The organism is Rhizobium sp. IY2, assembly GCF_047532935.1.
GTDB lineage: Bacteria > Pseudomonadota > Alphaproteobacteria > Rhizobiales > Rhizobiaceae > Rhizobium > Rhizobium anhuiense.
Genome location: NZ_JBLKNU010000016.1, coordinates 18,934 through 43,191 on the forward strand (window position 1 = coordinate 18,934; position 24,258 = coordinate 43,191).

The 24,258-nt window shown below is 60.5% G+C and carries 23 protein-coding genes and 1 tRNA gene; 7 read left to right on the top strand and 17 right to left on the bottom strand.

Annotation, left to right across the window (positions count from 1 at the left end):
• The 9 genes from ACMUVN_RS30910 to ACMUVN_RS30950 form a co-directional block, all read right to left on the bottom strand.
• Positions 1-1,320: a hypothetical protein gene (locus tag ACMUVN_RS30910; protein ID WP_414815940.1), complete on the bottom strand. Its 1,320-nt coding sequence runs from the start codon at positions 1,318-1,320 to the stop codon at positions 1-3.
• 154 nt (positions 1,321-1,474) lie between these two features.
• Positions 1,475-2,287: a hypothetical protein gene (locus tag ACMUVN_RS30915; protein ID WP_414815941.1), complete on the bottom strand. Its 813-nt coding sequence runs from the start codon at positions 2,285-2,287 to the stop codon at positions 1,475-1,477.
• A gap of 14 nt (positions 2,288-2,301) precedes the next feature.
• On the bottom strand, positions 2,302-3,786 hold the full coding sequence (locus ACMUVN_RS30920; protein ID WP_414815942.1) for a glycosyl hydrolase family 28-related protein: 1,485 nt from the start codon (positions 3,784-3,786) through the stop codon (positions 2,302-2,304).
• Entirely contained in the window at positions 3,783-4,595 is an 813-nt protein-coding gene (locus ACMUVN_RS30925; protein ID WP_414815943.1) for a hypothetical protein, read from the bottom strand. Before ACMUVN_RS30925 ends, ACMUVN_RS30920 begins: the two co-directional genes overlap by 4 nt.
• A 17-nt stretch (positions 4,596-4,612) precedes the next feature.
• Positions 4,613-6,685 (bottom strand): hypothetical protein, encoded by a 2,073-nt coding sequence (locus ACMUVN_RS30930; protein WP_414815944.1) that lies wholly within the window; start codon positions 6,683-6,685, stop codon positions 4,613-4,615.
• A gap of 1 nt (position 6,686) precedes the next feature.
• Positions 6,687-7,079 (bottom strand): DUF6950 family protein, encoded by a 393-nt coding sequence (locus tag ACMUVN_RS30935; RefSeq protein ID WP_414815945.1) that lies wholly within the window; start codon positions 7,077-7,079, stop codon positions 6,687-6,689.
• On the bottom strand, positions 7,070-7,492 hold the full coding sequence (locus ACMUVN_RS30940) for a hypothetical protein (protein ID WP_414815946.1): 423 nt from the start codon (positions 7,490-7,492) through the stop codon (positions 7,070-7,072). The genes ACMUVN_RS30935 and ACMUVN_RS30940 overlap by 10 nt, the downstream gene beginning before the upstream one ends.
• Before the next feature lie 146 nt (positions 7,493-7,638).
• Complete coding sequence (locus ACMUVN_RS30945; RefSeq protein ID WP_414815947.1) at positions 7,639-8,355, bottom strand: hypothetical protein; 717 nt, start codon at positions 8,353-8,355, stop codon at positions 7,639-7,641.
• Positions 8,345-8,488 carry a hypothetical protein gene (locus tag ACMUVN_RS30950; RefSeq protein WP_414815948.1) on the bottom strand — a complete coding sequence of 48 codons (144 nt, stop codon included), beginning with the start codon at positions 8,486-8,488 and terminating at the stop codon, positions 8,345-8,347. The genes ACMUVN_RS30945 and ACMUVN_RS30950 overlap by 11 nt, the downstream gene beginning before the upstream one ends.
• 68 nt (positions 8,489-8,556) lie before the next feature.
• On the opposite strand from ACMUVN_RS30950, the gene ACMUVN_RS30955 reads away from it, so the two are divergent.
• A complete protein-coding gene (locus ACMUVN_RS30955; RefSeq protein ID WP_414815949.1) occupies positions 8,557-9,087 on the top strand; it encodes a hypothetical protein in 531 nt (176 codons plus the stop codon).
• A gap of 143 nt (positions 9,088-9,230) precedes the next feature.
• Here the strand turns inward: ACMUVN_RS30955 and ACMUVN_RS30960 are convergent, their stop codons facing one another.
• Together ACMUVN_RS30960 and ACMUVN_RS30965 are read right to left on the bottom strand one after the other, a co-directional pair.
• On the bottom strand, positions 9,231-9,554 hold the full coding sequence (locus ACMUVN_RS30960; protein WP_414815950.1) for a hypothetical protein: 324 nt from the start codon (positions 9,552-9,554) through the stop codon (positions 9,231-9,233).
• Between the two features lie 317 nt (positions 9,555-9,871).
• Positions 9,872-10,108 carry a hypothetical protein gene (locus ACMUVN_RS30965; protein ID WP_414815951.1) on the bottom strand — a complete coding sequence of 79 codons (237 nt, stop codon included), beginning with the start codon at positions 10,106-10,108 and terminating at the stop codon, positions 9,872-9,874.
• Positions 10,109-10,469: 361 nt separating this feature from the next.
• Between ACMUVN_RS30965 and ACMUVN_RS30970 the strand changes: the two genes are divergently transcribed.
• From ACMUVN_RS30970 to ACMUVN_RS30980, 3 genes are read left to right on the top strand one after another with little or no spacing between them, the layout of a single operon-like run.
• Complete coding sequence (locus ACMUVN_RS30970; protein WP_414815954.1) at positions 10,470-10,844, top strand: HNH endonuclease signature motif containing protein; 375 nt, start codon at positions 10,470-10,472, stop codon at positions 10,842-10,844.
• Between the two features lies 1 nt (position 10,845).
• Positions 10,846-11,127: a hypothetical protein gene (locus ACMUVN_RS30975; protein ID WP_414815952.1), complete on the top strand. Its 282-nt coding sequence runs from the start codon at positions 10,846-10,848 to the stop codon at positions 11,125-11,127.
• Positions 11,111-12,211: a tyrosine-type recombinase/integrase gene (locus ACMUVN_RS30980; protein ID WP_414815953.1), complete on the top strand. Its 1,101-nt coding sequence runs from the start codon at positions 11,111-11,113 to the stop codon at positions 12,209-12,211. Before ACMUVN_RS30975 ends, ACMUVN_RS30980 begins: the two co-directional genes overlap by 17 nt.
• Before the next feature lie 89 nt (positions 12,212-12,300).
• Here the strand turns inward: ACMUVN_RS30980 and ACMUVN_RS30985 are convergent.
• Both ACMUVN_RS30985 and ACMUVN_RS30990 read right to left on the bottom strand, forming a co-directional pair.
• Positions 12,301-12,385: transfer RNA gene (locus ACMUVN_RS30985), tRNA-Leu, on the bottom strand.
• A gap of 124 nt (positions 12,386-12,509) precedes the next feature.
• Complete coding sequence (locus ACMUVN_RS30990) at positions 12,510-13,805, bottom strand: MFS transporter (RefSeq protein ID WP_132576108.1); 1,296 nt, start codon at positions 13,803-13,805, stop codon at positions 12,510-12,512.
• A gap of 129 nt (positions 13,806-13,934) precedes the next feature.
• On the opposite strand from ACMUVN_RS30990, the gene ACMUVN_RS30995 reads away from it, so the two are divergent.
• Positions 13,935-14,513, top strand: coding sequence for a TetR/AcrR family transcriptional regulator (locus ACMUVN_RS30995; protein ID WP_028759089.1), 579 nt, complete (start codon positions 13,935-13,937; stop codon positions 14,511-14,513).
• Positions 14,514-14,611: 98 nt separating this feature from the next.
• On the opposite strand, the gene ACMUVN_RS31000 is transcribed toward ACMUVN_RS30995, so the two are convergent.
• The gene (locus tag ACMUVN_RS31000) at positions 14,612-15,592 is read right to left on the bottom strand and encodes an aldo/keto reductase (RefSeq protein WP_028759090.1); all 981 of its coding nucleotides are present in this window, start codon (positions 15,590-15,592) and stop codon (positions 14,612-14,614) included.
• A gap of 217 nt (positions 15,593-15,809) precedes the next feature.
• Between ACMUVN_RS31000 and ACMUVN_RS31005 the strand changes: the two genes are divergently transcribed.
• On the top strand, positions 15,810-17,441 hold the full coding sequence (locus ACMUVN_RS31005; protein ID WP_132576110.1) for an AMP-binding protein: 1,632 nt from the start codon (positions 15,810-15,812) through the stop codon (positions 17,439-17,441).
• On the opposite strand, the gene ACMUVN_RS31010 is transcribed toward ACMUVN_RS31005, so the two are convergent.
• The 3 genes from ACMUVN_RS31010 to secA form a co-directional block, all read right to left on the bottom strand.
• Positions 17,438-18,715, bottom strand: a complete 1,278-nt coding sequence (locus ACMUVN_RS31010; RefSeq protein ID WP_132576112.1) for a GNAT family N-acetyltransferase — start codon at positions 18,713-18,715, stop codon at positions 17,438-17,440. The two genes, ACMUVN_RS31005 and ACMUVN_RS31010, sit on opposite strands and share 4 nt — an antisense overlap.
• Positions 18,716-20,131 carry an oligosaccharide flippase family protein gene (locus ACMUVN_RS31015; RefSeq protein ID WP_047619969.1) on the bottom strand — a complete coding sequence of 472 codons (1,416 nt, stop codon included), beginning with the start codon at positions 20,129-20,131 and terminating at the stop codon, positions 18,716-18,718.
• Positions 20,132-20,309: 178 nt separating this feature from the next.
• The gene (gene secA, locus ACMUVN_RS31020; protein WP_063476304.1) at positions 20,310-23,027 is read right to left on the bottom strand and encodes a preprotein translocase subunit SecA; all 2,718 of its coding nucleotides are present in this window, start codon (positions 23,025-23,027) and stop codon (positions 20,310-20,312) included.
• A 246-nt stretch (positions 23,028-23,273) separates the two neighbouring features.
• Between secA and ACMUVN_RS31025 the strand changes: the two genes are divergently transcribed.
• The gene (locus tag ACMUVN_RS31025) at positions 23,274-24,155 is read left to right on the top strand and encodes a peptidylprolyl isomerase (RefSeq protein ID WP_047619934.1); all 882 of its coding nucleotides are present in this window, start codon (positions 23,274-23,276) and stop codon (positions 24,153-24,155) included.
• Positions 24,156-24,258 lie beyond the last annotated feature (103 nt).

The following is a 24,258-nucleotide window of genomic DNA, read 5'->3' on the forward strand; positions in this document are numbered from 1 at the left end:
TCAGAATATCCCCAGACCGTTCTCACGCATGTAGGCTATTTGCTCTCGAATGGCTTCCGGCGATGGGTAGAGCAGCCTGTAGCTTTCGGGATTGTCGGGTGAGGCTTTGATTGCCGCAATCGCATCCCTTTCAATCCCGCCACGTTGAACCGCGAACGGGTACCACGCTGCCGTATTCCTAGCGAAGAGTCCGCAGACGACTACAGCGGCCAATGAGGTGAAGAGCCTTCTGTGCCCTACCTTCTCAAGCCACATGAGTAGTACGGGGAGAGCACCAAGAACAGCGAATACGGCGTATCGATATGCGGGAGCCGTATAGTCCTCAGACCGGCCGATGGCCGCCATGAAACAAGAACCGAAGCCAAATAGGGACACACCAACCAGCGCTGCACGCCTTGGGGAGGGCAATCTCCACAATTCGATCAAAGGAAAGAGGAGCGCTCCGACGATGAGCGCTCCAATCAACGATCCCAAGCCCTCCGCCGCACCTTCAAAAGCCGTGGGGCGCACAATCAGCTCTGCGAACGGCCTGCCCACGATGTCAAACCCGACGGCGGCAATATGCGTTAACCTGGGCAATTGGACCGCACCGCCAGGCGCCGAACCAAATCCCGATACAACATATATGAGCAGAGAAACCGCAAGTGCCGAGATAAATGCCGCAGCCATCGCGTAGCGTTTGCTCAGTATGCAATGGGCCGCCGCGATAACGGGAAGAAGGAAGCCGTTTAGGGACCAAAAGGCCGCCGTTCCCCCTACCGCCAAAGCTATAGCGGCAGCACCCATTGAGGTCCGCTGCAACAGCCACATGGTGAGCACCGCAACAAAACACAGACCGATGAAGCCGACCTGGAACGACCAACTCAGATTTTCCAGATGCCTACCCCAAAACATGAGGGAAATTACAATAGGCATCGCTACCCACATTTGAAGGCGGGCCATACGGGCTATCAGGATCGCCGAAGTGAGCTGAAATACCCATATAAACAGTATGCTCAGTTTCCCTGTCCCGTGCACTGTAACCGTGTCCAGCCCGTAGAACAGGCGCGGGAAAGTGATCATATGCTCATTGTGTAATGACCAAAGCCTGCCCCAAGATCTGTTTAGACTGGCAACTTCCCACGCATCCCAGAACGGCATTGGGCCGTAGGCGATAGTGGTCATCCATGCGGTGGACAGGATAATCGCGACAGACAAAGCAACCGCCACGCTCGTCAAAAGATAAGTTAATGCACGCATATTAACCCCAGGAAACCCGCAACGCGGACTCAAGTCACTCAACCCTTTGGTAGCGCGTCCCTTGGTCGCCGCATAGGCCATTGATGCCGACTTCTCCACGGGTTTAGCCGATGATCAGATCGTGCTTCAAGCCCTGCTGCTGATCATCCCCGATCTGCATGCTGGGGTGAGGATGTGGAGACTCCCCCGTCGTTTACACATATGCGCCCGACTGATGGACCACTCGGCCCAAGTTTTAGCCCCAACAATATTCCTTAATGATCACGATGCCTGCCGTGCCCGCTCCACCGGACCTATTGCCGCCAGCGTTCAGATCGGTCCCGCCCGCGCCTCCTGCCCCATTCCCACCACCAGGAGTTCCGCTGTTACCTGGCGCCATTGGCGGACCTCCGGAGCCGTATGGTGAGCCTCCACCAGCGCCGCCAGCGTAAAAGAACACGGTCGAGATTGTTGCATTCCGCCCCCCATTCCCGGCTTGTCCAAGGACGATGATATCACCCACCGATGATCCGGAAAGACCACCTGCACCACCAGCGGCACCAGCGCCGGCAGCGGCACCAGATCCGGGACTGCCGCCCTTCGCAACGCAAAGAGACCCTACGCTCGTATCGCCACCGGCGCCTCCTGCATTATTGCCAGCAGCCCCGGCGGTACCGGCAGCGCCGATAGTAACCGCCTTAGACGATCCGATATCGGCTTTCGTCGCCAATTTTACCGCACGCGCACCAGACCCGCCGCCGCCTGCGCCATTTACTGTGCCTGCCGTCGTGACAATAGCGCCGCCGCCGCCGCCGCCGCCGCCGACGCACTCGATTTCGCAATAGATCATCTTTGGATCTGGTGTGTAAGTTCCAGACGCCGTGAACTTCTGAATTCGGACAATCGCAACGCCGGCGTCTTCGCGCTTCATCGGAATGCCGCCAAGGGTCGAGCCGTCATGAACGACCGCGACCTTTTTGTCGGTATCAACAGTTATCTCCGCCTCAGCGCCTGCGAATACGGTGTGTTCGGCGGTCGTGCCGTTTCGGTGGCGTACTTCAGTTGCCATGTGATTTTTGCCTCTTACAGAGTAAGGTTGTCTGTGACCACCGATGTCCCGGTAGCGCCATTAGCAATCGACCCCTGGCTCTGATTGCCGGTCACCACGGGTTTTGTGCATGAGGAGTCCAGTTCGACGCCGAAGAAGCGCCCGAACAAAAAGTTGTTGGAAACGATAGCCGCGTAGCATCCGGCCAACTGGATATTCCATCCGTTCGCGACGTTCACGCCAGCCAGATGATTGCCGATGATCTTGAGGCCATCACATACGGAGGCGAAAATATGGCTGAATGTCGTGCTCGCGCCGTCCTGATAGAACAGATTATTGGTGATGAAGGTTTGCGCGTAGTTGCGGATGTCGAGCACACGCACGGAGCAGCCAGAGTGGCAATTCGTGATATAGCCCCAGGTGCCGGAAGGATTTGCTGGGACGTGTGTCTCAGCGTTCCAAATACGCACAAACTCCTTGCACGACAGGCCGACAACACCTGAGATATTGAAGCCTTCGAGTGCATCCTTCTTGAAGAGTGCAACGTCATGGAACTGCAAAATGCAGTTCGTAATCTTCATGTCGACGGTCCAGCCAGTTACCTCGATACCACGGCTGTCCTTCGTGGCAGCTCGCCCGCGCACGTGAACGTTGTCGATGGTCAAACCGGCGACATTGTTGGCAACGATGCCTTTGAACCACCTGGCCGCGTTCTGCGAATTGTTCGTGTTCTCGTAGGCGGCAATGGTCGACGTCGAATCCAGTACGACGTCGCGAATGGTGCAGTTCTTCCACGAAGATCCAGCATTGCTCGGAAAGCTAATTGAAAGACCGATTGTGGATGCGTTTGTCAGCGTCACGATCGAAAGATTTTCGACCGTGATCATCCGAGCAAGGTCGTTTGCTGTGTAGGTGATCCCATTGGTGGACCCTGCAAAAAACAGCATCGCCACCTTGACGCCTGCGCCGCGGATGGAGACCGACTTGCTGGCGATGCTCCACGCGGCACCCAGGACATACCGTCCGGCCGGGATATAGATCTCGCCGCCATTCGCCGGAAGAACTGACGGGATGGCATTGAACGCAGCCTGGTCATCGGTCACGCCATCGCCTACCGCGCCAAACCATTTGACGTTCACGGGGTCTTTCTCGGCACGAACCCATGCGCCGACCGACGCTGCGACAGAGTCCGCTTTGATGTAAATCCCTTCGAGGGTATCGGCCGCGACATTCGTGCTGAAGTCGCCCGCCCGCCAGACGAAACGGCCTTCTCGACCGCTTTCCATCAAATATGCGGCAGGGATGCTATCAGGGTCCATTGCTTTAAGGATGGCGCGCGTGGCGGCGAGACCATTGGCTACGCTGCTGTTTTCCAGCGCCAGCGGCCATCCGCCTGGAGTGACACCGTCGTGCACCACCGCCGTCTTCTTGCTTGTGTCGACGGTGACTTCCCCGAGAGCACCGGTGAATGCGGCGTGCTGGGCGGTAGAGCCGCGACGAAATCTTACTTGGCGTGTCATGCTACAGAGCCCCAATCTTGATCAAAATAGGTGACGTCTTCGGTGATCGAGCCAAAGTCATAGGAACCACCGTCAACGAAGCCGATAAATCCAGCCTCGGCTTGTTCAACCAGGTTGGCCGCCTCCAATGCGCTGTCAGCGGCATTTCCAGCCTCGACGGCCGATTGGTCAGCGAAATTTTGCGCTTGAAATACTGCGGTCTCGCATTGCGCCAGAATTGCAGCGCTCGCTTGGTCACTCACTAATCGGAAGGTCGATTCAGAAATGATCCCAAGGACAATCATTCCGCCAACCAAACCGCCCGCAGCGGGACCATTGCCCGAATTGGTTAGTATCGTCAGCGGATCGTCAGCGTTAAATGAGACCGTCACGGTAGTATCGGTATTCGAAACCGCCACAGCCATCCATACGAGCGCGGACGATGACACCGGAATAGCGGTTGTGGCCTGAATCGCGTTAGGGGTTCCTGCTCCGGTATCAGTCGCAACAATGAAACTAAACGGCAAATCGCTTCGACGCGTCCACGAGCCCGTGCCCGATGCGCCAATCTTCCCGTAGACGCCGTTAAATCCAACTGTCGCGTCACCAATTACCCATGCCGAGGAATTCGCAGGGTGAGCGAGGTCTGCGAAGAGTTCGGCTCGCGAGGAGAAAATAAGTCCCCCATTCGCGAGAAACGCATTGATGGCGCTTTCAACCCATGCGCCCCAAGTACGAATCTCCGATTTCTTCGGCTTGTTCCGGCCAGACGAAGAAACGCCGTCTACGACGTAATCGCGGAAGATACTGACGAGTGATTGAAGGGACATTGGGTCTCTCTTTGTGATCAGGTGACAGTAAAGGCGCCGGTCGCTTGCGCTGCGGCTGGGACACCAGATGCATTGATGGCAACGATGAAGCCGTATTTGACGCCGGCGGAAAGGCCTGTGACGACGCGTCCATCGGCCAAGTTCGGCGGGCCATATTCAGTTCCGACCAGTGTCGCCCCCGAGAAGCTGTTGACCGTATTGATGTAGAGCCTGACGCCCGCATAATTCGCGCTGTTCGGCGCCGTCCAGCTATAGTTGCCTTGACCGGCCCCACCCGATGCTGCAGCCCCAGTCACCACCCCCGGCGGCGTCGGATCGGCGGTCGCCGTCCGGATTTCGTAGCCTGTCCATCCCGAGGAAACGCCATTTGACCATGTCCGCAGCCGAAAGCGGTATTGAGCCCCGTCCGACAGATAGATCGATCGCACCTGGTCTTGGCCAGCCGTCGAGTTGGTCGATTGCGCCGGCTCGGTAAGCGACGTTTTCTCCCATTCGAATTCATAGATCAGCGCATTGGAGAGATGCGTCCACGATGCCAGCGCATAGGCTGCCGTCGATCCGCCGGAAACGACCTCATTGAGGATCGTCACATTGAAATCCTCAGGCAGCGGCACGCCTGAAGGCGGCAGAGGGATCACGTTCGAACCCGGCGCGCCTTCTTCCGTCGCGGCATCGAAGGCATAGAGAGCGTCCGGCACGACGATGCCCGAGAATTCGATCTTCATATCGCGAAGCGAGATCTTCGGAGTCGCCGTAATCTCGATGACGACTTCGGAAAGCCGGGGTGGATAGTGCATCCGCACGAAGCGACGATAGGGGATGTTCTTGGCAACGCCACGATAATGCGCCGTCGCCGTCACGCGTGGCGCATTGGCCCTAGTGTAGGCGAGCTTTTCCAGCCGCGCCATATGGTTGTGAGACTGGACGGCCTGATTATCGATCGTGCGCGTCCGCTCGCTGTCGTCACCGATGTAGGGATCGCCATAGACCGCCGCATCGACCGTGTTGTATCGGTTTCCAGGATCTGTCCATCGGCCGCGCACGGCAAGTACCGTCGCGCTTTGCCGCTGGTTTGTGTCGTGCCCCACATGGGTCAGCTCGATAGCGGTCAGTCGAATGTCCGGCTCGACATATTCGCCCGCGTGCACGCCGACGAGACCGTCCGGCCTTTCATAGACGACGAGTTCGGCCGCCTGGTCCATGATCCTGCCGACATCGACGGGACTGTTTTCTGCACGAAACCACAAGCCGCCATGGTAGCGGGGCTCTACGCCGCCGGACCGGTTGACGACTTCCTCGTCGCAGACATTGGCCGCATTGATCCAATCCGGCCAATACATGTCGGAATAGGAAAGCTTGCCGCCGACCGGGTGGCAGAGATGCCAAAGCCGCATCAGTGCGATGTTTCGGCTATACTCCCATGTGGTGGGATCGTCTGGGTCGTGCGACGGCTCGCGCGGATCGAAGAGCAGGGCGCCCTCGATCTCCGCCGTGTGCTGCGGCATCTGGTTTGGGTAAACCTTCAGAAAATCTTTGCTGTCGGCGGTAGCGCACGCCAACATCACGGAAGCTAGGCCGTCGCCCCGATGGTCATTGGACCATATCGTGGGAAAGGCACTGACAAGACTAGGGTAGGCCGTTTCTGCCGGGAGGCCAGTCCTCGTCTCGATCGAGACATAGTTGTTGCCGTCATCGTGAAAATGGGCAGGAGCCACCACAACGCTGCCGCTGATTGTGACCTCTTCGTCATGAAGGTAGTGCCTTACGAACCGATTGATGCGATGGCCGGCGCTCACGATGACGTGGCGCGCGGTGCCGCTTGCCTCTTCCAAAAAGACATAGTCACCGGCCTTTTTGACGCTGCCAAGGGCAAAGGAGAGCGACGGCACACTCTGTTTGAGATTGTATTTTCCGTCCTCCCCCTTCGGCACGTCCGGCTTCTTGACGAGCAGATTGCTCAGCGCTTGCGCGCCGAAGGCGAGACCCGCATAGGCCAGTGCATAAGTGCCGAGATAGAGCGCGTTTGCCGCAAAGGCCGACGTCGCCAGAGATGAGATGATCAGCGCTGGCAGTTCGATTAGTCCGGGCATGTCAGATTTCCCATATCGCCAGGGCGTTCGCCGTCATCGAGCCGAAACCGTCGATGAAGCGGACCAGCCACCGGCGTCCGTCAAAGATCGCGCCCCACTGGCGGTTGATGTTTGTTTTGGCGCCAATGACGCCGATCGCGCCGGCAGTCAGTCCGCCGCGACGGCCGCCGATCCGCGCCACGCAATTCCCGATGACAGGAAGCAGTCCGCCTTCCGTCTCGATGATCCGGCGAAAGCCTTCCTCGCTGTCGTATCGTCCGCGCAGATGCGGCGCCGGGTCCGGGCGCCCGAGCCAAATTGCCCAGTCGGCCAGCGCCAGGCTGCAGTCGACGACACCGGGTTGCCACGGCCGTTCGTTCTGCTTCGCCACGAATTCGGCAAGCATCAGTTCCATCGCGGCCAGACCACCGTTTTGTCGATCAGGCCCGGTATCCGCTCACAGAAGCGATCCGGAGAGGCAGAAGGATTGAGGATCGACGAACGCGCCCGCTGATCGACGTCTGACAGCACGGCGCCGTTTGTGAGCGTCCGCAGCGTGAAGCGGTTCGTCACCTCGATCGTGATCGCTGAAAGAACGTTATCGCCGCTCACCGCATCGTCGAATATCAGATTGTCAATCATACCCGTGAACATGACGTCCGGGTCTCCGACTGGTTGCTCGAAGTCGTCGAGTTCCTGCAGCAGGATGCGCTTCCGCGTCCCGATAATTTCTCCGGCCTGATAGTCTTCCCAGATGACGCCTGAGACCGCCTCATCGACGCCATTCAGCGTCAACGACAAGGTGAATGCCTCGGCATTGATCGCCATCTCCACCTGATCAAGCGCATCCTTGGTCAAGACGCAGGCCCGCCAGATTTTCCCATCCGCATCGACGAATGGACCGCCAGAGCCATGATAGAGGCGAACGACCTGTGACGGGAAATCGATCTGGCAAAGGATACGAAGGCTCGCCATCAGATCTGCCCCAGGGCAAGCATGTTCCAGTAATTCGTATCTTCGTAGAAGCTGACGCTGACGCTCTCGTGGCCGGTCATATTCGAGCCGTTGTCCATCCCGCGATCGTCGACAAGGTTGCAAAGGCAGGTCGGCCGGTCAAATTCGAGGCTCGATCCATCGGGAATGACTTCCCGCACGGTCGGGGAGATGCGTACCGTCCGCACATCGCCTTCGACGGTAAGCACCTGGCCGACCCGGTAGAGGGCGTGATTGAAGCTGAACAAGGTTCCGGAAAGCGAAGAATCGCCTTCGATGATCCGTAGTTGCATCACGGTCACGCCGATCGGCGTCACCCCTTCCGACACGATCGAGATCGCGCCCTGCAGATAACCGGTATCGTCGTCGAGATAGGCGTCATCATCATGCGGCAGCATCTCCGGCGTCACCGGGATGCCATCGACGAAGGGCGCCCGATCCGGCGCAAAGATCGGAACGGCAATCCGTCCCGAGCTGCCGGAGAGGATATCCTTGATCGCCTCGAAGGTCCGCATCTTGTCGGCGCCAAAAAGCGGCACGTCGTGATACTCGATCGACCAATAGCCGAGATCGGTTCGAACCGACGGCTGCACCCCGCCAAGCGACCGGCCGCCGGAGCGCGTGAACGGCACCAGGTTCGGCCGGCATTCGCCCGGCGTCAGCAGGTCGCCGGGCCACTCGATGATGTCAGATGCCATTGCGATAATCTCCGCCCGCCCGATCGCGCTGATAAGCGCCCACGGTCGGCATCACCTGCGCCTTTGCCTGGCCGAGGATCTGCGGCGCCGCCTGTCGAATGCCGCTCTGTGTCACGCTTTGGACGAAGGGCATGCCGGGTTCTCGCCGGCATGGCAGGAAGTGCCGAGCGTCGTCGTCGAATACGAGAGGACGATGCGCTGATGGCCTCTCCCGCCGACGTCCAGCGCCTGCAGCAGATCCGCGTCCGCCACGCCGACGCCAGCACCGATTGGTCGCTGTCGGCCGATAGCAAGGCGATCTTCGCGCGCGTCGTGCCGGGAACGCCGCCGGTCGCCATCGTCGAGACGACGGCCGATTGCGACTGGCCGGATCGGGATTTCCTGATTGGTGCGCATTCCGACGTCAGCTTCCTGTTGCGCCTGCTGAAAGACGCCTTCGACGAGATCCGCCGGCTGAAGCCGCGTCAATCGCTGCGCCAGCCCGAGCAACGCCAGGAGCAGCCGAAGGATCATGCCGCCGAGTGCGCCATGAAATGCAACAGCCAGGCGTTCCGCCAGTACCTGATCGAGCGACACGGCCTCGAAAGCGCCGGCGACAGCATTCGGGTCGAGAGCCGAGTCCGCTCAATCCTCAACGTCCAGTCCCGAGGCGAAATCAACACTGACGAAAACGCTCGCCAGCGATGGCTTTCGCTGCGCGCGGATTTCGAAGCATGGAGGAATTACCCGTGAGCCATTTGGAAATAATGGAGCGCCAAGCCGCGTCTCTCACAGCCATGTTTTCAGACTGTTTGGAGGGCGGCATCGACGTCGAGAATGCGGTCGTCGATCACATCCACACCCCACCGCCCTCATTGCAGGCGGTGGATTCGAGCTCAAGGGCAAATGGAGGGCAAGCCCATGGGGCAGGCCCATGTGCTGTACGCCGCGAGACCTTGGATAATAGTGCTCAGGGAAACCAAGGCGGCAGCTGCAGTTACGATCACTGCCGAGATCTTCTGCCAAAACGAGAGCGTCAGCCGCTTCTCAAGCGTTATCACTCGCCCATTCCAATGAAGGACGCCCTCGCGATCGATACCGAGGTTGTTGAGTTCATCGATTCCAACGGTGCGAACGCCGTCTGGCCATTGGACCGGATCAGCCACAAAAAGCGGCACTTGCTCCAACGCCTTATCCCGCTCGTCTTCGCGATAACCCATTACCCACTCCGAGTCGCCAACCTGAAGAAAATATTACCGAACCCGCGTCGCGCCAATAGAGGCAAACACCTCCCTCACATGAGGTCAGCGCAGATGTCTGATTTCATCAAATGGTCACGCGGGCGTTTTGTGCTCCGAGCAGAAGAACCGAGGATGGCCATCCTTGTCAGTTTCGTAGTCAAAGCCGCCCGGAGTGTGGTCGACACGAGTAGACTGGTCTCGCTCGAACTCCCACCCGTCAGCCTGCGAAACCTCCGCCGTACCTGTTTTTCCACACACGGGGCATTTCAATGTCTGTGTCCAACGATCACGCGCGGTCATGCGGCGCCCTCGTCAGCCTCGAAAACGACCTCGACTTGGTCATCCGGGTACAGTCCCGGAGACATGGCTATCGGAACTTCCCGAAACGTTCCCTCAATCCCGCGCGTATGCAGGCTATTGCTGACCCGGATCCCTTTCGGTTTCAAATTCTCATTTGCGAGAAGAACTTCGTCTATCCAGGCGAGGACTTCTTCATTTGAGAAGTCGCCGACAAATGCGCGGATCACGGACACAGGCACGATCTCCCCTTTTGTTCTCGCGAGAACTGTCTCACGGCACTCAGAAATTGCAAGAGGGTTCGCCATGAAGTTGGAGGGTTGCGCCAGTGCTTGAGCGCAGCATTCGTCGCGAGGTCCGTAATCCCGTCCTCGCCCTCCCGGCTGTAAAGCGGCTTGAGGAGCTTTCCCCGGAAGCCCGCGAGATCGTCGCTGATATTCTTGGCGATCTGGTCACAGATGCCCGCAACAGGGCGCAGCAGTCGTGGGCGAAAAATAAGGGGCCAATGGCCGCCTATTGGAAAGCAGTTGGAGCATATGCTCACCACTTCCGCCGTGTCGTCCGCTCCCCACCACCTCCACAAGGGGAGGACGTTGCCTGATGTCTCGCCGCGACCGCATCCGCGAAAAGATCATGGCCCGCGTCCGCATCGATCCAGTGACCGGTTGCTGGGTCTGGACCGGCCCGACCTCGGGCAAGGAAGGGCGGGGTGCCGGCTATCCCAGAATGAGCCTCAACGGGCAAACGGTCGCCGTGCACATCGTCCTGTGGACCAACGAGCACGGCTATATTCCCGGCAAGAAAGAGCTGGACCACGTTTGCCGGAACCGTCTCTGCATCCGTTACGATTCCGAGCAGCACCTGCAGCTCGTCACCCGCAGGCGAAACATGCTTCGGCAATGGGAAGCCCGCAAGGCAGCTGCCCAGATCGGCCACAACGGCGGACCGCCGATGGTCTGCGAGGAGGCATGACGTGAAGGTTCAAAAACACGAAGTCCTCCCATCATCCCTGCCGCCGATCGGCATCAGCCGCGAACAGGCTGCAGCCTTGATCGGTATCGGCCCGACCCTTTATGACAAATGCGTCACTGCCGGCACGATGCCAGGGCCGCGCGTCATCGGCGGCAGGCTCGTCTATGACGTCGAGGAAGTCGTTCGCGCTTTCCGAGCGCTGCCCCACAAAGGCCCGATCTTCGGCGACCTTGACGACGAACCGGTTGCGGGCAATGCTTTTGACGATGCAGAAGAAGATTGAAACGAAATTGCCGAAGGGCGTGAGCCTCGATCGCGACTGGCGAACGAGAGAGCCGCGCTATTACTTCCGCGCCCCCGGCCGCCAGAAGGTGCGACTGCACCAGGCGCCCGGCACGGATGAGTTCACAGACGAGGTTGCCTGCGCCCGTCTCGGCATTCCCTATGTCTCGCCCGGAGAGAAGACCGCTCCGAAGCCGCAGGCTCCTCGTGAAGCCAAGGCCGGCACGATTGATTGGCTGATCGGTGAATACAAGCGCAGGACGGTCGGCAAGATCAACCCGCTCCTGTGGTCGCGGCGAGCCAACATGCTTGAGGAAATCGCCGAGCATCGCTTCGGCAAGAAAAAGGCGCGTGTCGGCGGCCTGCCTTTCATCGATCTGAAGCGCCGGCATGTGCTGAAGATGCGGGACGAGCTGCGCAGCACGCCGGGAGCGCAGAACGAGGTCAAGCGCGCGATCTCAGCGATGTTCTCATGGGCGATCGATAACGACCTCGCCGAGACAAATCCGGCAGCGAAGATCAAGTTGCTCTATTCCGGCGACGGCTATCACACATGGACGGTCGCCGAAGTCCATCAGTATGAGGCGAGGCATCCGGCAGGATCGAAGGCGCGGCTGATGCTGCACCTGGCGCTCTACACCGGCTTGCGGCTCGATGGCCTGGCGATCGTCGGTCGACAACACGTTCGCGACGGGCAGCTCACCATTCGGCCGGAAAAGACGAAAAAGAGCAGCGGCGTTGTTATCGATATCCCGGTGCTCCCCGAGTTGCAGAAGACGATCGACGAAAGCGAGACCGGAAACCTCACCTTCCTGATCACCGAATTCGGCAAGCCCTTCACCACCAACGGCCTCGGCAACAAGATGCGTGATTGGTGCGACCAGGCTGGACTGCCCCACTGCACCACCCACGGCCTGCGCAAGGCCGGCGCCACGATCGCCGCCGAAAACGGCGCGACCGACGAGGAACTGATGGCGATTTTCGGTTGGACCACGAAGAACCAGACGACCGTCTACACTAAAAAAGCCCGCCGCAAGAAGATCGCAGCAGGCGCAATCCGGAAGCTAATCCCGGAACAAAATTAGCACAAATTTGTCCCACGCTTTCAGGGGTTGAAAAATGTGGGGCAAAAAGGCCGAAAACTCTCAATGAGATCAATGACGATTTAAGAGAGTGGTGCCCCATGCCGGGGTCGAACCAGCACTTCTTTCGAAACTCGATTTTGAGTCGAGCGCGTCTACCAATTCCGCCAATGGGGCAACGGATACGAACGGGCGGCTGTCTAACATGCGAGCGCCTGCGCGCGCAAGACGGGCAAGCGAAGTTATCAGACCGATCCGGTGGAGAGACCCGGCCTCGTTTCGAGGCCGGGTCCGGTCGATATCAATGGGCTGCAGCGGGGGCCGGGCTGCTGAGGCCGGACTTCTTCAATGTGATCGCCAGGATCGAGGCCAGCAGGCAGAAGGCGCCAGCGACGAAGAAGGCGGGCAGATAGCTCGAAAGCTCCGTGCGCGAGAGGCCGGCGCCATAGGCGGCGGTGGCGGCTCCCAGCTGATGGCCGGCAAAGACCCAGCCGAAAACGAGGCCGACCTTTTCGCGGCCGAAGCGGTCGGCGGCGATCTTGACGGTCGGCGGCACGGTGGCGATCCAGTCAAGGCCGTAGAAAATGGCGAAGATGGAAAGGCCGTAAAAGCTGAAATCACTGAAGGGCAGGTAGAGCAGCGAGAGGCCGCGCAGGCCGTAATACCAGAACAGCAGCCAGCGATTGTCGAACCGATCGGAGAGCCATCCGGAGCCGATCGTGCCGAAGAAATCGAAGATGCCCATGACGGCGAGCACGCTGGCGGCGGCCACGGGCACGATGCCGAAATCGCCGCAGAGGGTGACGAAATGGGTCTGGATCAGGCCGTTGGTGCTGAGGCCGCAGATGAAGAAGGTGGCGAAGAGGATCCAGAAGGTCGAGGTCTTCGAGATTTCCCTGAGGACGGTGATCGGCGTCATCAGCGCGACGCCGAGCGAGGTGGCTGCCGGCGGCGGCGTCACCTGCGTTTCGCCGAGAGCCGGCAGGTTGAGGTCGGCCGGGCGGTCGCGCATGAAGGCGAGCACCGCAAGGGCTGCGACCATGATCATGGCGCAGACGAAAAACACCGTCGAGCGCCAGCCGTAGCGTTCCGTCAGCTCGGCCATCAGCGGCAGAAAGACGAGCTGGCCGGTGGCCGAGCTTGCCGAAAGCATGCCGACGACGAGGCCGCGATGCCTGGTGAACCAGCGGGAGGAGATCGTCGCGGCGAGCACCATGGCTGTCAGACCGGTGCCGAAGCCGACGACGATGCCCCAGAGCAGCAGCAACTGCCACAGCGTGGTCATGAACAGCGAACCGACGAAGCCGGCGCCGATCAGGGCGAGCGCGAAGACGATGACCTTGCGCACGCCGAAATAATTCATGAAGGCGGCGGCGAACGGACCCATGAAACCGAACAGGATCAGACGGATCGCCAGCGCCGAGGAAATCTGCGAGGTCTCCCAGCCGAACTCGTCCTGCAGTGGCTTGATGAGAACGCCGGGTGCGCCCATGGCGCCGGCGGTGACCAGCATGGTGAGGAAGGTCGCGGCAACGACGACCCAGCCGTAATGGATGTTGCGCCGGGCAAGGGTGGAGGCGAGGGCTGTGGAAACCATGGGCAAGATTCCGTTCGAATTCAGGTTCGCGAAAGTACAGGACCGATTTACATGATGGTCATCATATTTCTTGCGTATTGATGATGGACGTCATATATTTTGTCAAGCGACTATTTCTGGAGACGAAAAATGCGGGTCAGCCGCGAGAAATTTGCCGAAAACCGCGAAAAGATCCTGAGCGTTGCGGGCGTGCTTTTCCGCGAGAACGGTTTCGACGGGGTCGGCGTTGCTGACATCATGAAGGCGGCGGGGCTGACGCATGGCGGCTTCTACGGTCATTTCAGTTCGAAGGACGATCTGGCGCTCGAGGTCAGCCGCAAGCTGATCGACAGAGTGGAAACGCGGTGGAAAGAGCACATCGCCGAATCGCCGGACCGGCCGCTGGCAGCACTTCTCGACCATTATATTCACTGGCGCACGGTCGACGATCCGGGTGGCAGCTGCGTCTTCGCAACGCTGATCCAGGAGGTGAGCCGCAGCCGGGGGGCTGTCCGCGCGGTCTTCAGCGACGGGCTGTCCGTGCTGGTCGACACGCTCGCCGATATCGTTCCCGGCGAGACTGAAGAAGAACGCCGGGCCAATGCCGCGACGACGCTCTCGTCGATGATGGGCGCCGTCATTCTTGCCCGCGCGGTCGAGGATAGGGCGCTTGCCGAGCAATTTCTGGTGACGATGCGCCGGCAGCTCGACCCCGGCAGCCGGATGTAAGATCGGTCGTGGAATAGTCATAATGCCGATCTCCCCCTCCGCGCGGGCGCGGAGAGGGATCTGCCTCGCTCATGCCTGCTGAGAAGCCGGCTGGCTGACTACTTGAAGCCGGCGACGGCGTGCGGGATGTAGGGTGCTTCCAGTGCCGCGATTTCCTCGGGGGTAAGCTTGACCAAGAGCGAGGCAACGGCGTCCTGCAAATGGTTCGGCTTGGAGGCACCGATGATCGGCGCGGTCACCGCGCTCTTCTGCAGGATCCAGGCGGTTGCGACCTGGGCGCGGGAGATGTTGCGGGTCCTGGCGATCTCGGCCACCGCCTCGACGATTCTGCGGTCGGCATCGATGGACTGGGTGTAGAGCGTCTTGCCGAATTCGTCGGTTTCGCTGCGTGCCGTCGTCTCGTCCCAGTCGCGGGTCAGGCGGCCGCGGGCCAGCGGGCTCCAGGGGATGACGGCGATCTTCTGATCCTCGCAGAGCGGCAGCATTTCGCGCTCTTCCTCGCGGTAGAGCAGGTTCAGGTGGTCCTGCATGCTGACGAATTCGGTCCAGCCGTTCAGCCTGGAGACGTAGAGCGCCTTGGCGAACTGCCAGGCATACATGGAGGAAGCGCCGATATAACGCGCCTTGCCCGATTTGACCACGTCGTGCAGCGCTTCCAGCGTTTCCTCGATCGGCGTCGTATAGTCGAACCGGTGGATCTGGTAGAGATCGACATAGTCGGTGCCGAGGCGACGCAGACTGTTGTCGATCTCGTCGAAGATCGCCTTGCGTGACAGGCCGGCGCCGTTCGGGCCCGGCCGCATGCGATTGAACACCTTGGTCGCCAGCACGATATCCTCGCGTTTGGCGAAATCTTTGATGGCGCGGCCGACGATCTCCTCCGAGGAACCGTTGGAATAGGTGTTGGCGGTGTCGAGGAAATTGATGCCGAGGTCGATTGCCTGCCTGATCATCGTCCGGCTTTCGTCTTCCCTGAGGCTCCAGGCATGATTGCCGCGGCCGGGATCGCCGAAGGTCATGCAGCCCAGGCAGATTTTCGACACTTCCAGTCCGGTCTTCCCAAATTTTGCGTATTCCATGAAACGGCTCCGTGATGAATTGGTGGCCCCCGGCGGCTTCCATGATCTAGTGCGAAAGCCGGCAAAGTCGCAGGGCACCTGGCGAAGAATCCGTTCTGCCATGCGTGCAACTATGCGTGATGGCTTTGAAGCCGGGCAGTCATCGCCGCCCGGACCGGCCGCTTGCGCAATTGCAGCACAAGGTGTTAGCTGGTGCAACATTCACCGGATTTTGCCTATGAAACTGCCGCCCCATGATCGCTACGACGATCTCTATCGCGATTTTTCGTGGCGGATTCCCGAAGATTTCAATATCGGCCGCGCCGTCAGCGACGACTGGGCCACGAGAGATCCGGAGCGCGTCTGTCTCGAGCATTTCAGCCCGGATGGCCATCACCGCGTGATGACCTATCGCGCCCTTGCAGACCAGTCCTCGGCCTTCGCCAATGCGCTCGTTTCGCTTGGGGTGGAGCGCGGCGATCGTGTCGCGCTGCTCTTGCCGCAATCCTTCGAGACGGTGATCGCACATGTGGCGATCTACAAGACCGGCGCGGTCGCGCTGCCGCTGGCGCTGCTCTTCGGCGTCGAGGCGCTGGAATACCGGCTGAAGGCAGCAGGTGTTGCAGCAATTGTCACCAATGGTTTCGGTCTCGAGCGCATCCGGCAGATCCGCGATTGCCTGCCGATGCTGAAACATGTCGTCAGCATCGACCGGGCGGATGTCGATGCGGTTGCCTTTGGCGATCTGGTGAACGGCCATCCCTCTGTCTTCGACGTTGCCAGGACCGGTCCCGACGATCCGGCGCTGATGATTTTCACCTCGGGAACAACGGGGCCGCCCAAGGGCGCGCTGCATGGCCATCGCGTTCTGCCCGGCCATATTCCGGGTATGCAGTTTGCCCATGAGGGCTTTCCGAGAGTGGGCGACAAGGTCTGGACGCCGTCCGACTGGGCCTGGGCGGGCGGTCTGCTCAATGCGCTGCTGCCGAGCCTGCTGCTCGGCGTTCCCGTCGTCTCGTCGCCGGCGCAGAAATTCGATGCCGACATGGCCTATCGCATCATGGCGGAGATGAACGTGCGCAATGCCTTCATTCCGCCGACGGCGCTGCGGCTGATGCGATCCGTTGCCGATCCGCGTTCGAAATATGATCTGGTGCTGCGCACCATCGGCTCGGCCGGCGAGGCGCTCGGCCGTGAGACTTACGAATGGGCGCGGCGTACGCTCGGCATCACTATCAACGAATTTTACGGCCAGACGGAGTGCAATTTCGTACTCTCGTCGAGTGCTGCCCATGGCGTCACCAAGGCTGGCGCCATCGGACGGGCGGTCCCGGGGCATCGCGTTGCCATCGTCAGCGAAGCGGGCGATGAATTGCCGGCCGGCGAACCGGGCCAGATCGCCATTGCCAGTCCCGACCCCGTCATGTTCCTCGGCTACTGGAACGATGCGGCGGCGACCGAGCGGAAGTTCGCCAAAGGCTGGCTGCTCACCGGCGATATCGGCCGGCAGGACGCCGAGGGTTACATCACCTTCGAGGGCCGCGACGACGACGTCATCACCTCGTCGGGATATCGCATCGGCCCGGCCGAGATCGAGGATTGTCTGATCGGCCATCCCGCCGTGCAGCTCGCCGCCGCCGTCGGCAAACCCGATGCCGTGCGCACCGAGATCGTCAAGGCCTATATCGTGCTGTCACCAGGCCATCATCCAAGCGAGGCGCTGGCCGCCGATATCAGGGAATGGGTGAAGACGCGGCTTTCGATGCACGAATATCCGCGCGAGGTGGAATTCATCGACGCCTTGCCGCTGACGACCACCGGCAAGGTGATCCGCCGGCTGCTGCGCGAAAGGGCGGCGGCCGAAAATTAGCCCCGGCCGGCAAGCGACATGATCTTCTCGCGCAGCATCTTCGCCATATTGCGGGTGCTGCGGTACATATGGAGTTGGGCCGAGACCTGGCGCATGTCGCGGTCGCCGTTCTGCGTCAGGCCGATCACCAGCGTTCCCATCTCCTCGCGCTCCTGCCAGAAGCGGCTCATGATCGGATGATCGGAGACGGCACAGGAATCGGAACGCACGATATTGGCGTCGTCGAGATGCCATTCGGTGAGCTCGCTCATCAAGAGCTTGCCCGGCGAATAGCGGGCATAGTTCTCGTCATAGGCGGTCTTCCAGGTATAGGCTTCGCCGCCCATCATCAGGACGACGATGGCGGCGATCGCCTTGCCATTGAGATCGATCGTGTGAATACGCACGGCATCGACGGCGGCAAGGTTCGACACCGCCTCGCGGGCAAAGGCCGTGTGATAGCGATCGGTGACGAGAGCGCTTCGCCGCTTGCCCTTCCAGCCACCGGCTTCCATCGCCAGGAATTCCTCGAAGCGGATATGGATTTCGCGCGGCTGGCGCGCGACGGCATAGACCGCCGTTCCCTGTTCCTCCAGCAGGCGCCACTGACGGCGCATTTCGCGCATATGCGAGGAGGAGATGGTTTTGCCGAGATAGGCCGGCGCCTCTTCGTCGCTCTGCAGCATCGGGCGCTGGTAAGGATTGGTGACGGTGACGGGAAGGTTGCGGCTGAGCGCCACAGCCTTGAGCATGCGCACGAAGATGCCGTTCAGCCGCAGATCCGGCAGAACCAGTATGCCGGGCAGATTGAGATCGCGCACGGTCAGTGCCTCGAAGAGATTGTCGAGGGTCTCGGCAGCATCCTCGGCATCGACGAGCGGCGTGCCGAGCGGGCCGAAACTGTTCGACCAGCCGCGGATGATCGACGGGCCGACGGCAAAACCGGGCCTGTCGACCGAAAACGGCATCAGGAAGCGCATGCGGCTGCGGCCGGCATTGTGGTCGCGGATCAGGGCGAAGTTCACCTGCCGGTCCTCAAGCCGCGGCATAGCGGGGGCGAGGAAGCGGCCGGAGAAGAAGACGTTCGGTTCCATCGCCCGGTTGGAGAGGAAATCGAGCTCATCCTGAAGTTCATAGCCGAGTTTGCCGGGATAGAGGCAGAGTTCGCGCCCCGACCGGCCGATCTCGGCGCGGGCCTCGGCCTGCGGCGCTTCGAAATGCAGGGCGGCGAGATCATGCACCATGCGGTTGGCGGCGCTGTTGGTGCTTTCGGTAACGGGGGGAACACGCACCATCTATCGAACTCTCATTTCTGGCGTTGCGGCGGAGGGGCTGGCGAAGGCGAACAGGACGATACCGAGCGTGCGGCGCACGGCGAGATGCAGCAGGATCGCCTCGACCGCCATGGCCGAGGCCGTGGCAATCGCCGTGCCCTCGATGCCGTAATGCGGGATCAAAGCGAGGTTGAGGCTGACATTGGCCGTCAGTGCGCCGGCATAGAGTGCGACGCAGAGGTTCTGCTTGCCTGCCATCATCAACAACGTTTCGGCGGGGCCGACCAGCGACTTGGCGAGGATGCCGGCGAGCAGGATCGCCATGACCAGATAGCCTGATGTGAAGGCGCCGCCGAAGAGCGATAGCAGCAGATGGCCGGCCGCAAGCACGGCAAGGCCGACACCGAGCGCCGGCCAGAAGGTCCAGCGGGCGGCGTCGATGGCAGCGATCGCCAGCTGTCCGTGGTCGCCTTCGGCGATGATCGAGGAGAAGCGCGGGCCGGAGGCTGCCTTGACCGAGAAATTGATGAAATGCACCAGCGCCATCGTCTTGGCGGCGGCGAAATAGATGGCGACATCGTGCGGTTCGAGGAAGATGCCGACGACGACGACATCGGAATTGGTGAGCAGGAAGCTCACGCCCTCGATCAGGAAAATCGGAAAGGCGACGCTGAACCAGGCGACGAAATCAACCTTGCGCGGGCCCTCATCATAATGCCGGCGAAGGCGATAGAGCGTTGCGGCATACTGGCCGAGCGCGGTGACGAAGGTGGCGACGAGTGCTGCCTGCATCGCAGTGACGGCGGTGTGCTCGGCGCCGATGGCAATGGCGATGAGCATGAAGAGGATGATGAGGATCGGGCGGACGATATAGACCGGGCTCAGCGCCATCACCGGCCAGTGGTTGGCCCGCGACGTGCCTTCCAGAATGTCGCCGAGCGCGATCATCGGCATGGCAAGCAGGCCGATGAAGATCGGGACGAGATAATAGACCTGGATCATGTCGCCGAAGAAATGCAGACCGAGCGTGCCGGCGGCGAGCACCGCCGTGCCGGAAAGCAGCGCAAAGATGCGCGCCGTCCCGGTCAGGCCGCGGATTTCCTCGAAAGCGCCCGCTGCCCTGTACTGCGGCAGGAAGCGGATGATCGCCGTGTGGAAGCCGAGACATGAGAGATCGCCGAAGACGACGACCAGCACCCAGACGAAAACGAAGATGCCGTATTCATATTCGCCCATCAGCCGGGCGAGCACGATCTGGGAGACGAAGGCGAGAGCCGCGCTGAGGATACGGATCGAAAAGGCCGTCAGCGCCATGCGCTGGGCGGCCGCCTTCTCGCCGCGTTCCGTGAGCACGGCCGCAAGCATGCGCAGCGTTCGGCCGCCGATCGGGCGCAGGCCCGCGGGCAGCATCTTCTCCGCTGTTTCTATGACCGCCATGATGAACACGCAAAACTCTAAGGTCAGGCAAATCGCGCCTGAAGTCTTGACAGAACAGGGTTAAGAAACGGTTCCGGATCGGGCTTGCTGCCCGACGCTGAGTTACAATCGCGAGACGTCGCCGGAGAAAAGAAAATGCCGCCCGAAGGCGGCATTTTCAGGATCGTTGCGGCTTGCCTCAGACCTGCTCGAAGGCGCCGTGGCAATGCTTGTATTTCTTGCCGGAACCACAGGGGCAGGTCTCGTTACGGCCGACCTTGCCCCAGGTGGCCGGGTCATCCGGGTTGCGGTTTTCGGGAGAAACGATGACTTCCGATGCCTGGTAGATCGCTGGGGCGAAATCGTCTTCGCCGGTCGTCGGATCCAGGTGATGGGCCTGCATCAGCGGCGGTTCGGGCTCGGCGGGCGCCTGCTGCACCAGCTCGACGCGCATCAGCTGGGCGGTGACGGCCTCGCGCAGATTGTTGAGCAGCGCCGTGAAGAGCTCGAAGGCTTCCGACTTGTATTCCTGCAGCGGATCGCGTTGGGCATAGCCGCGGAAGCCGATGACGGAGCGCAGATGGTCGAGATTGACGATATGCTCGCGCCAGAGATGATCGAGCGTCTGCATGACGATCGAGCGCTCGACATAATGCATGATGTCGTCGCCGAAACGCTCGGCTTTTTCCGTGAAGGCGGCATTGGTGGCTTGCGTCAGCCGCTCGCGGATATCGTCTTCGCCGATACCTTCTTCCTTCACCCAGTCCTCGATCGGCAGATCGAGATTGAGGATGTTCAAAGCACCGGTCTTCAGGCCGGCAGCATCCCATTGTTCGGCATAGGCGCGCTCGGGGATATGCTTTTCGACCATGTCCTCGATTACCTCGCGGCGCATGTCGGAGACCATTTCGGAAATATTGGCCGCTTCCATCAGCTCGAGGCGCTGTTCGAAAATTACCTTGCGCTGGTCGTTGAGAACGTCGTCATATTTCAGAAGGTTCTTGCGGATATCGAAGTTGCGGGCTTCGACCTTCTTCTGGGCGCGCTCCAGGGCCTTGTTGATCCAGGGATGGACAATCGCCTCGCCCTCCTTGAGGCCGAGCTTGGTCAGCATGCTGTCCATGCGGTCGGAGCCGAAGATGCGCATCAGATCGTCCTGAAGCGACAGGTAGAACTTCGAGCGGCCGGGGTCGCCCTGACGGCCGGAACGGCCGCGCAGCTGGTTGTCGATGCGACGGCTTTCATGGCGTTCGGTGGCGATGACGTAGAGACCGCCGGCGGCGAGCGCCTTCTGCTTGAGTTCCTTGATCTCCTCGACGATCGCCTGGATCCGGGCGTCACGCTCCGGACCGGCTTCGACATCGCCGAGTTCGCGCTCGATGCGCATGTCGAGGTTGCCGCCGAGCTGGATGTCGGTGCCGCGGCCGGCCATGTTGGTGGCGATGGTGACGGCACCCGGCACGCCGGCCTGGGCGACGATATAGGCTTCCTGCTCGTGGTAGCGGGCGTTCAGCACCTGGAAGTCGTTGAAGCCTTGCTTGCGCAAGCGTTCGGCAAGCAGCTCCGACTTCTCGATCGAGGTGGTGCCGACCAGCACCGGCTGGCCACGCTTATGGGCATCGAGGATTTCCTCGATGATCGCCTTGAACTTCTCGTCGAAGGTCCGGTAGACCTCGTCGTCCTCGTCGATGCGCTTGATCGGCAGGTTGGTCGGAACCTCGATGACATCGAGATTGTAGATATTCCCAAATTCTTCCGCTTCCGTCTGCGCCGTACCGGTCATGCCGGCGAGCTTGCCGTACATGCGGAAGTAGTTCTGGAAGGTGATCGAGGCCAGCGTCTGGTTTTCCGGCTGGATCTGCACCTTTTCCTTGGCTTCCAGCGCCTGGTGCTGGCCTTCCGAATAACGGCGGCCCGGCATCATGCGGCCGGTGAACTCGTCGATGATGACGACTTCGTCGTTGCGGACGATATAGTCCTTGTCGCGCTGGAAGAGCTTGTGGGCCTTCAGCGCATTGTTGATGTGGTGGACGATCGCGACATTCTCGATGTCGTAGAGCGCGTTGCCCTTCAGGAGGCCGGCCTGGCGGAGCAGGTTTTCCAGCTTCTCAGTGCCTTCTTCGGAGAAGTTGGCGGAGCGCTGCTTCTCGTCGATCTCGTAGTCGCTGGGCGCCAGCAGCGGAATGAAGGCGTCGATCGTATTATAGAGTTCGGAGCGGTCGTCGAGCGGACCGGAGATGATCAGCGGCGTGCGCGCCTCGTCGACCAGGATCGAGTCCACTTCGTCGACGATCGCGAAGTTATGGCCGCGCTGGACCATCTGGTTCTTCTCGTACTTCATGTTATCGCGCAGATAATCGAAGCCGAGTTCGTTGTTGGTGGCATAGGTGATGTCGCAGGCATAGGCCGCGCGACGCTCCTCGTCGGAGAGGCCGTGGACAATGACGCCGGTGGTCATGCCGAGGAAGCCGTAGACTCGGCCCATGGTGGCGGCGTCGCGCTGGGCGAGGTAATCGTTGACGGTGACGACGTGCACGCCCTTGCCGGAAAGCGCGTTCAGATAGACCGGCAGGGTGGCGACGAGGGTTTTGCCTTCGCCGGTCTTCATCTCGGCGATCGCATTCGAATGCAGGATCATGCCGCCGACCAGCTGTACGTCAAAAGGTCGCAGGCCGAGAACGCGGCGCGAGGCTTCGCGCACGACGGCAAAGGCCGGGATCAGAATGTCGTCGAGGGTCTTGCCCTCGGCGAGCAGGGCGCGAAACTCCACGGTCTTTGCCGCGAGCTGCTCGTCCGTCAGGGCCTTCGTCTTCTCTTCGATAGAGTTGATGGCAGTGACGTTCGGCTGGAAGGACCGCACGCGGCGGTCATTGGAAGAACCAAATAACTTGCGGGCTATACCGCCAAAGCTGACCATATGACTGGTCCTTTCTCAATATTCATCCCCGACGTTTCTTATTCGCGGCCCAGCCGAAAATCAGGCGCGCGCCTTAAAACGCCCGGAAACTGTTCTGGACGCGAGGTTGCGTGACAGATAAGAGGGGGGTCGAATGATGTCAACGGATTTGGCGGATACAGAAAGGCCACAATCCGGTGTTGATGGCTATTTTGGGCTGGATTCAGGCGATGCTGAAACCGGCGATGTAACTGTGAAGGGTATTTCATGTTGAGCACCAACAAACTTGCCGTTCTGGCGTTCGCAACTTTTGTTGCGCTCCAGGCCCCGGCCTATGCCGATGACGCCGTCATCGCCAAGGTCGGCAATCTGGAGATCCACCAGTCGGAACTCGACCTTGCCGTCGCCAATCTCGACCCGCAGCTGGCGCAGCTCCCCGATGACCAGAAGAAGGTCGCAGCCCTTTCCGCCGCCATCGACGTGAAGCTGCTCGCCGCCGACGCTGCGGCCGAGAAGCTCGATCAGACCGACGAATTCAAGAGGCGCATGCAGTATCTCACCGATCGCGAGCTGCACAACGCCTATTTCAAGAAGCATGTCGTCGACATCGTGACGCCTGAGGAAGTCAAGGCCCGCTACGACAAGGAAGTCGCTGCCCTGCCGAAGCAGGAGGAAGTCCACGCCCGTCACATCCTCGTCAAGACCGAGGACGAAGCCAAGGACATCATCAAGCAGCTCGACGCCGGCAAGGATTTTGCCGAACTCGCCAAGGAAAAGTCCACCGATCCGAACAAGTCGGAAGGCGGCGATCTCGGCTATTTCTCGCGCGGCCGCATGGTCAAGGAATTCGAGGACGCAGCCTTCGCGTTGGAGAAGGGCACCTATTCCAAGACACCCGTCAAGACCGATTTCGGCTTCCACGTCATCAAGGTCGAGGACAAGCGCGACGCTCCGCCGCCGCCCTTCGAGCAGGTGCAGGATCAGGTTCGTCAGCTCGTCATGCGCGACAAGTATCTTGAGCTTCTGAACAAGGCGAAGGCCTCCGCCAAGATCGAGATCTCGGACGAGACGCTGCGCAAGGGTTACGACCAGGCCAACAAGCAGCCGGAGCCGGGCAGCGAGCCCGTCGCGCCGGCGCCGCAGCAGTAATCATCGCATCGGGGCCCGGTTCTTCCGGGCCCTTCCAAATCAAAAAGCAGAGCATGATGTCGTCGAAAAACGCCGACACTTTCGGCATCATGCTCCGGCATCG

What these genes read in the sequence shown, in the direction of transcription:
- ACMUVN_RS30910 (WP_414815940.1), bottom strand. Translation starts at nt 1,320, where the DNA reads ATGGCCTATGCGGCGACCAAGGGACGCGCTACCAAAGGGTTGAGTGAC.
- ACMUVN_RS30915 (WP_414815941.1), bottom strand. Translation starts at nt 2,287, where the DNA reads ATGGCAACTGAAGTACGCCACCGAAACGGCACGACCGCCGAACACACC.
- ACMUVN_RS30920 (WP_414815942.1), bottom strand. Translation starts at nt 3,786, where the DNA reads ATGACACGCCAAGTAAGATTTCGTCGCGGCTCTACCGCCCAGCACGCC.
- ACMUVN_RS30925 (WP_414815943.1), bottom strand. Translation starts at nt 4,595, where the DNA reads ATGTCCCTTCAATCACTCGTCAGTATCTTCCGCGATTACGTCGTAGAC.
- ACMUVN_RS30930 (WP_414815944.1), bottom strand. Translation starts at nt 6,685, where the DNA reads ATGCCCGGACTAATCGAACTGCCAGCGCTGATCATCTCATCTCTGGCG.
- ACMUVN_RS30935 (WP_414815945.1), bottom strand. Translation starts at nt 7,079, where the DNA reads ATGGAACTGATGCTTGCCGAATTCGTGGCGAAGCAGAACGAACGGCCG.
- ACMUVN_RS30940 (WP_414815946.1), bottom strand. Translation starts at nt 7,492, where the DNA reads ATGGCGATCAATGCCGAGGCATTCACCTTGTCGTTGACGCTGAATGGC.
- ACMUVN_RS30945 (WP_414815947.1), bottom strand. Translation starts at nt 8,355, where the DNA reads ATGGCATCTGACATCATCGAGTGGCCCGGCGACCTGCTGACGCCGGGC.
- ACMUVN_RS30950 (WP_414815948.1), bottom strand. Translation starts at nt 8,488, where the DNA reads ATGCCCTTCGTCCAAAGCGTGACACAGAGCGGCATTCGACAGGCGGCG.
- ACMUVN_RS30955 (WP_414815949.1), top strand. Translation starts at nt 8,557, where the DNA reads ATGGCCTCTCCCGCCGACGTCCAGCGCCTGCAGCAGATCCGCGTCCGC.
- ACMUVN_RS30960 (WP_414815950.1), bottom strand. Translation starts at nt 9,554, where the DNA reads ATGGGTTATCGCGAAGACGAGCGGGATAAGGCGTTGGAGCAAGTGCCG.
- ACMUVN_RS30980 (WP_414815953.1), top strand. Translation starts at nt 11,111, where the DNA reads ATGCAGAAGAAGATTGAAACGAAATTGCCGAAGGGCGTGAGCCTCGAT.
- ACMUVN_RS30990 (WP_132576108.1), bottom strand. Translation starts at nt 13,805, where the DNA reads ATGGTTTCCACAGCCCTCGCCTCCACCCTTGCCCGGCGCAACATCCAT.
- ACMUVN_RS30995 (WP_028759089.1), top strand. Translation starts at nt 13,935, where the DNA reads ATGCGGGTCAGCCGCGAGAAATTTGCCGAAAACCGCGAAAAGATCCTG.
- ACMUVN_RS31000 (WP_028759090.1), bottom strand. Translation starts at nt 15,592, where the DNA reads ATGGAATACGCAAAATTTGGGAAGACCGGACTGGAAGTGTCGAAAATC.
- ACMUVN_RS31005 (WP_132576110.1), top strand. Translation starts at nt 15,810, where the DNA reads ATGAAACTGCCGCCCCATGATCGCTACGACGATCTCTATCGCGATTTT.
- ACMUVN_RS31010 (WP_132576112.1), bottom strand. Translation starts at nt 18,715, where the DNA reads ATGGTGCGTGTTCCCCCCGTTACCGAAAGCACCAACAGCGCCGCCAAC.
- ACMUVN_RS31015 (WP_047619969.1), bottom strand. Translation starts at nt 20,131, where the DNA reads ATGGCGGTCATAGAAACAGCGGAGAAGATGCTGCCCGCGGGCCTGCGC.
- secA (WP_063476304.1), bottom strand. Translation starts at nt 23,027, where the DNA reads ATGGTCAGCTTTGGCGGTATAGCCCGCAAGTTATTTGGTTCTTCCAAT.
- ACMUVN_RS31025 (WP_047619934.1), top strand. Translation starts at nt 23,274, where the DNA reads ATGTTGAGCACCAACAAACTTGCCGTTCTGGCGTTCGCAACTTTTGTT.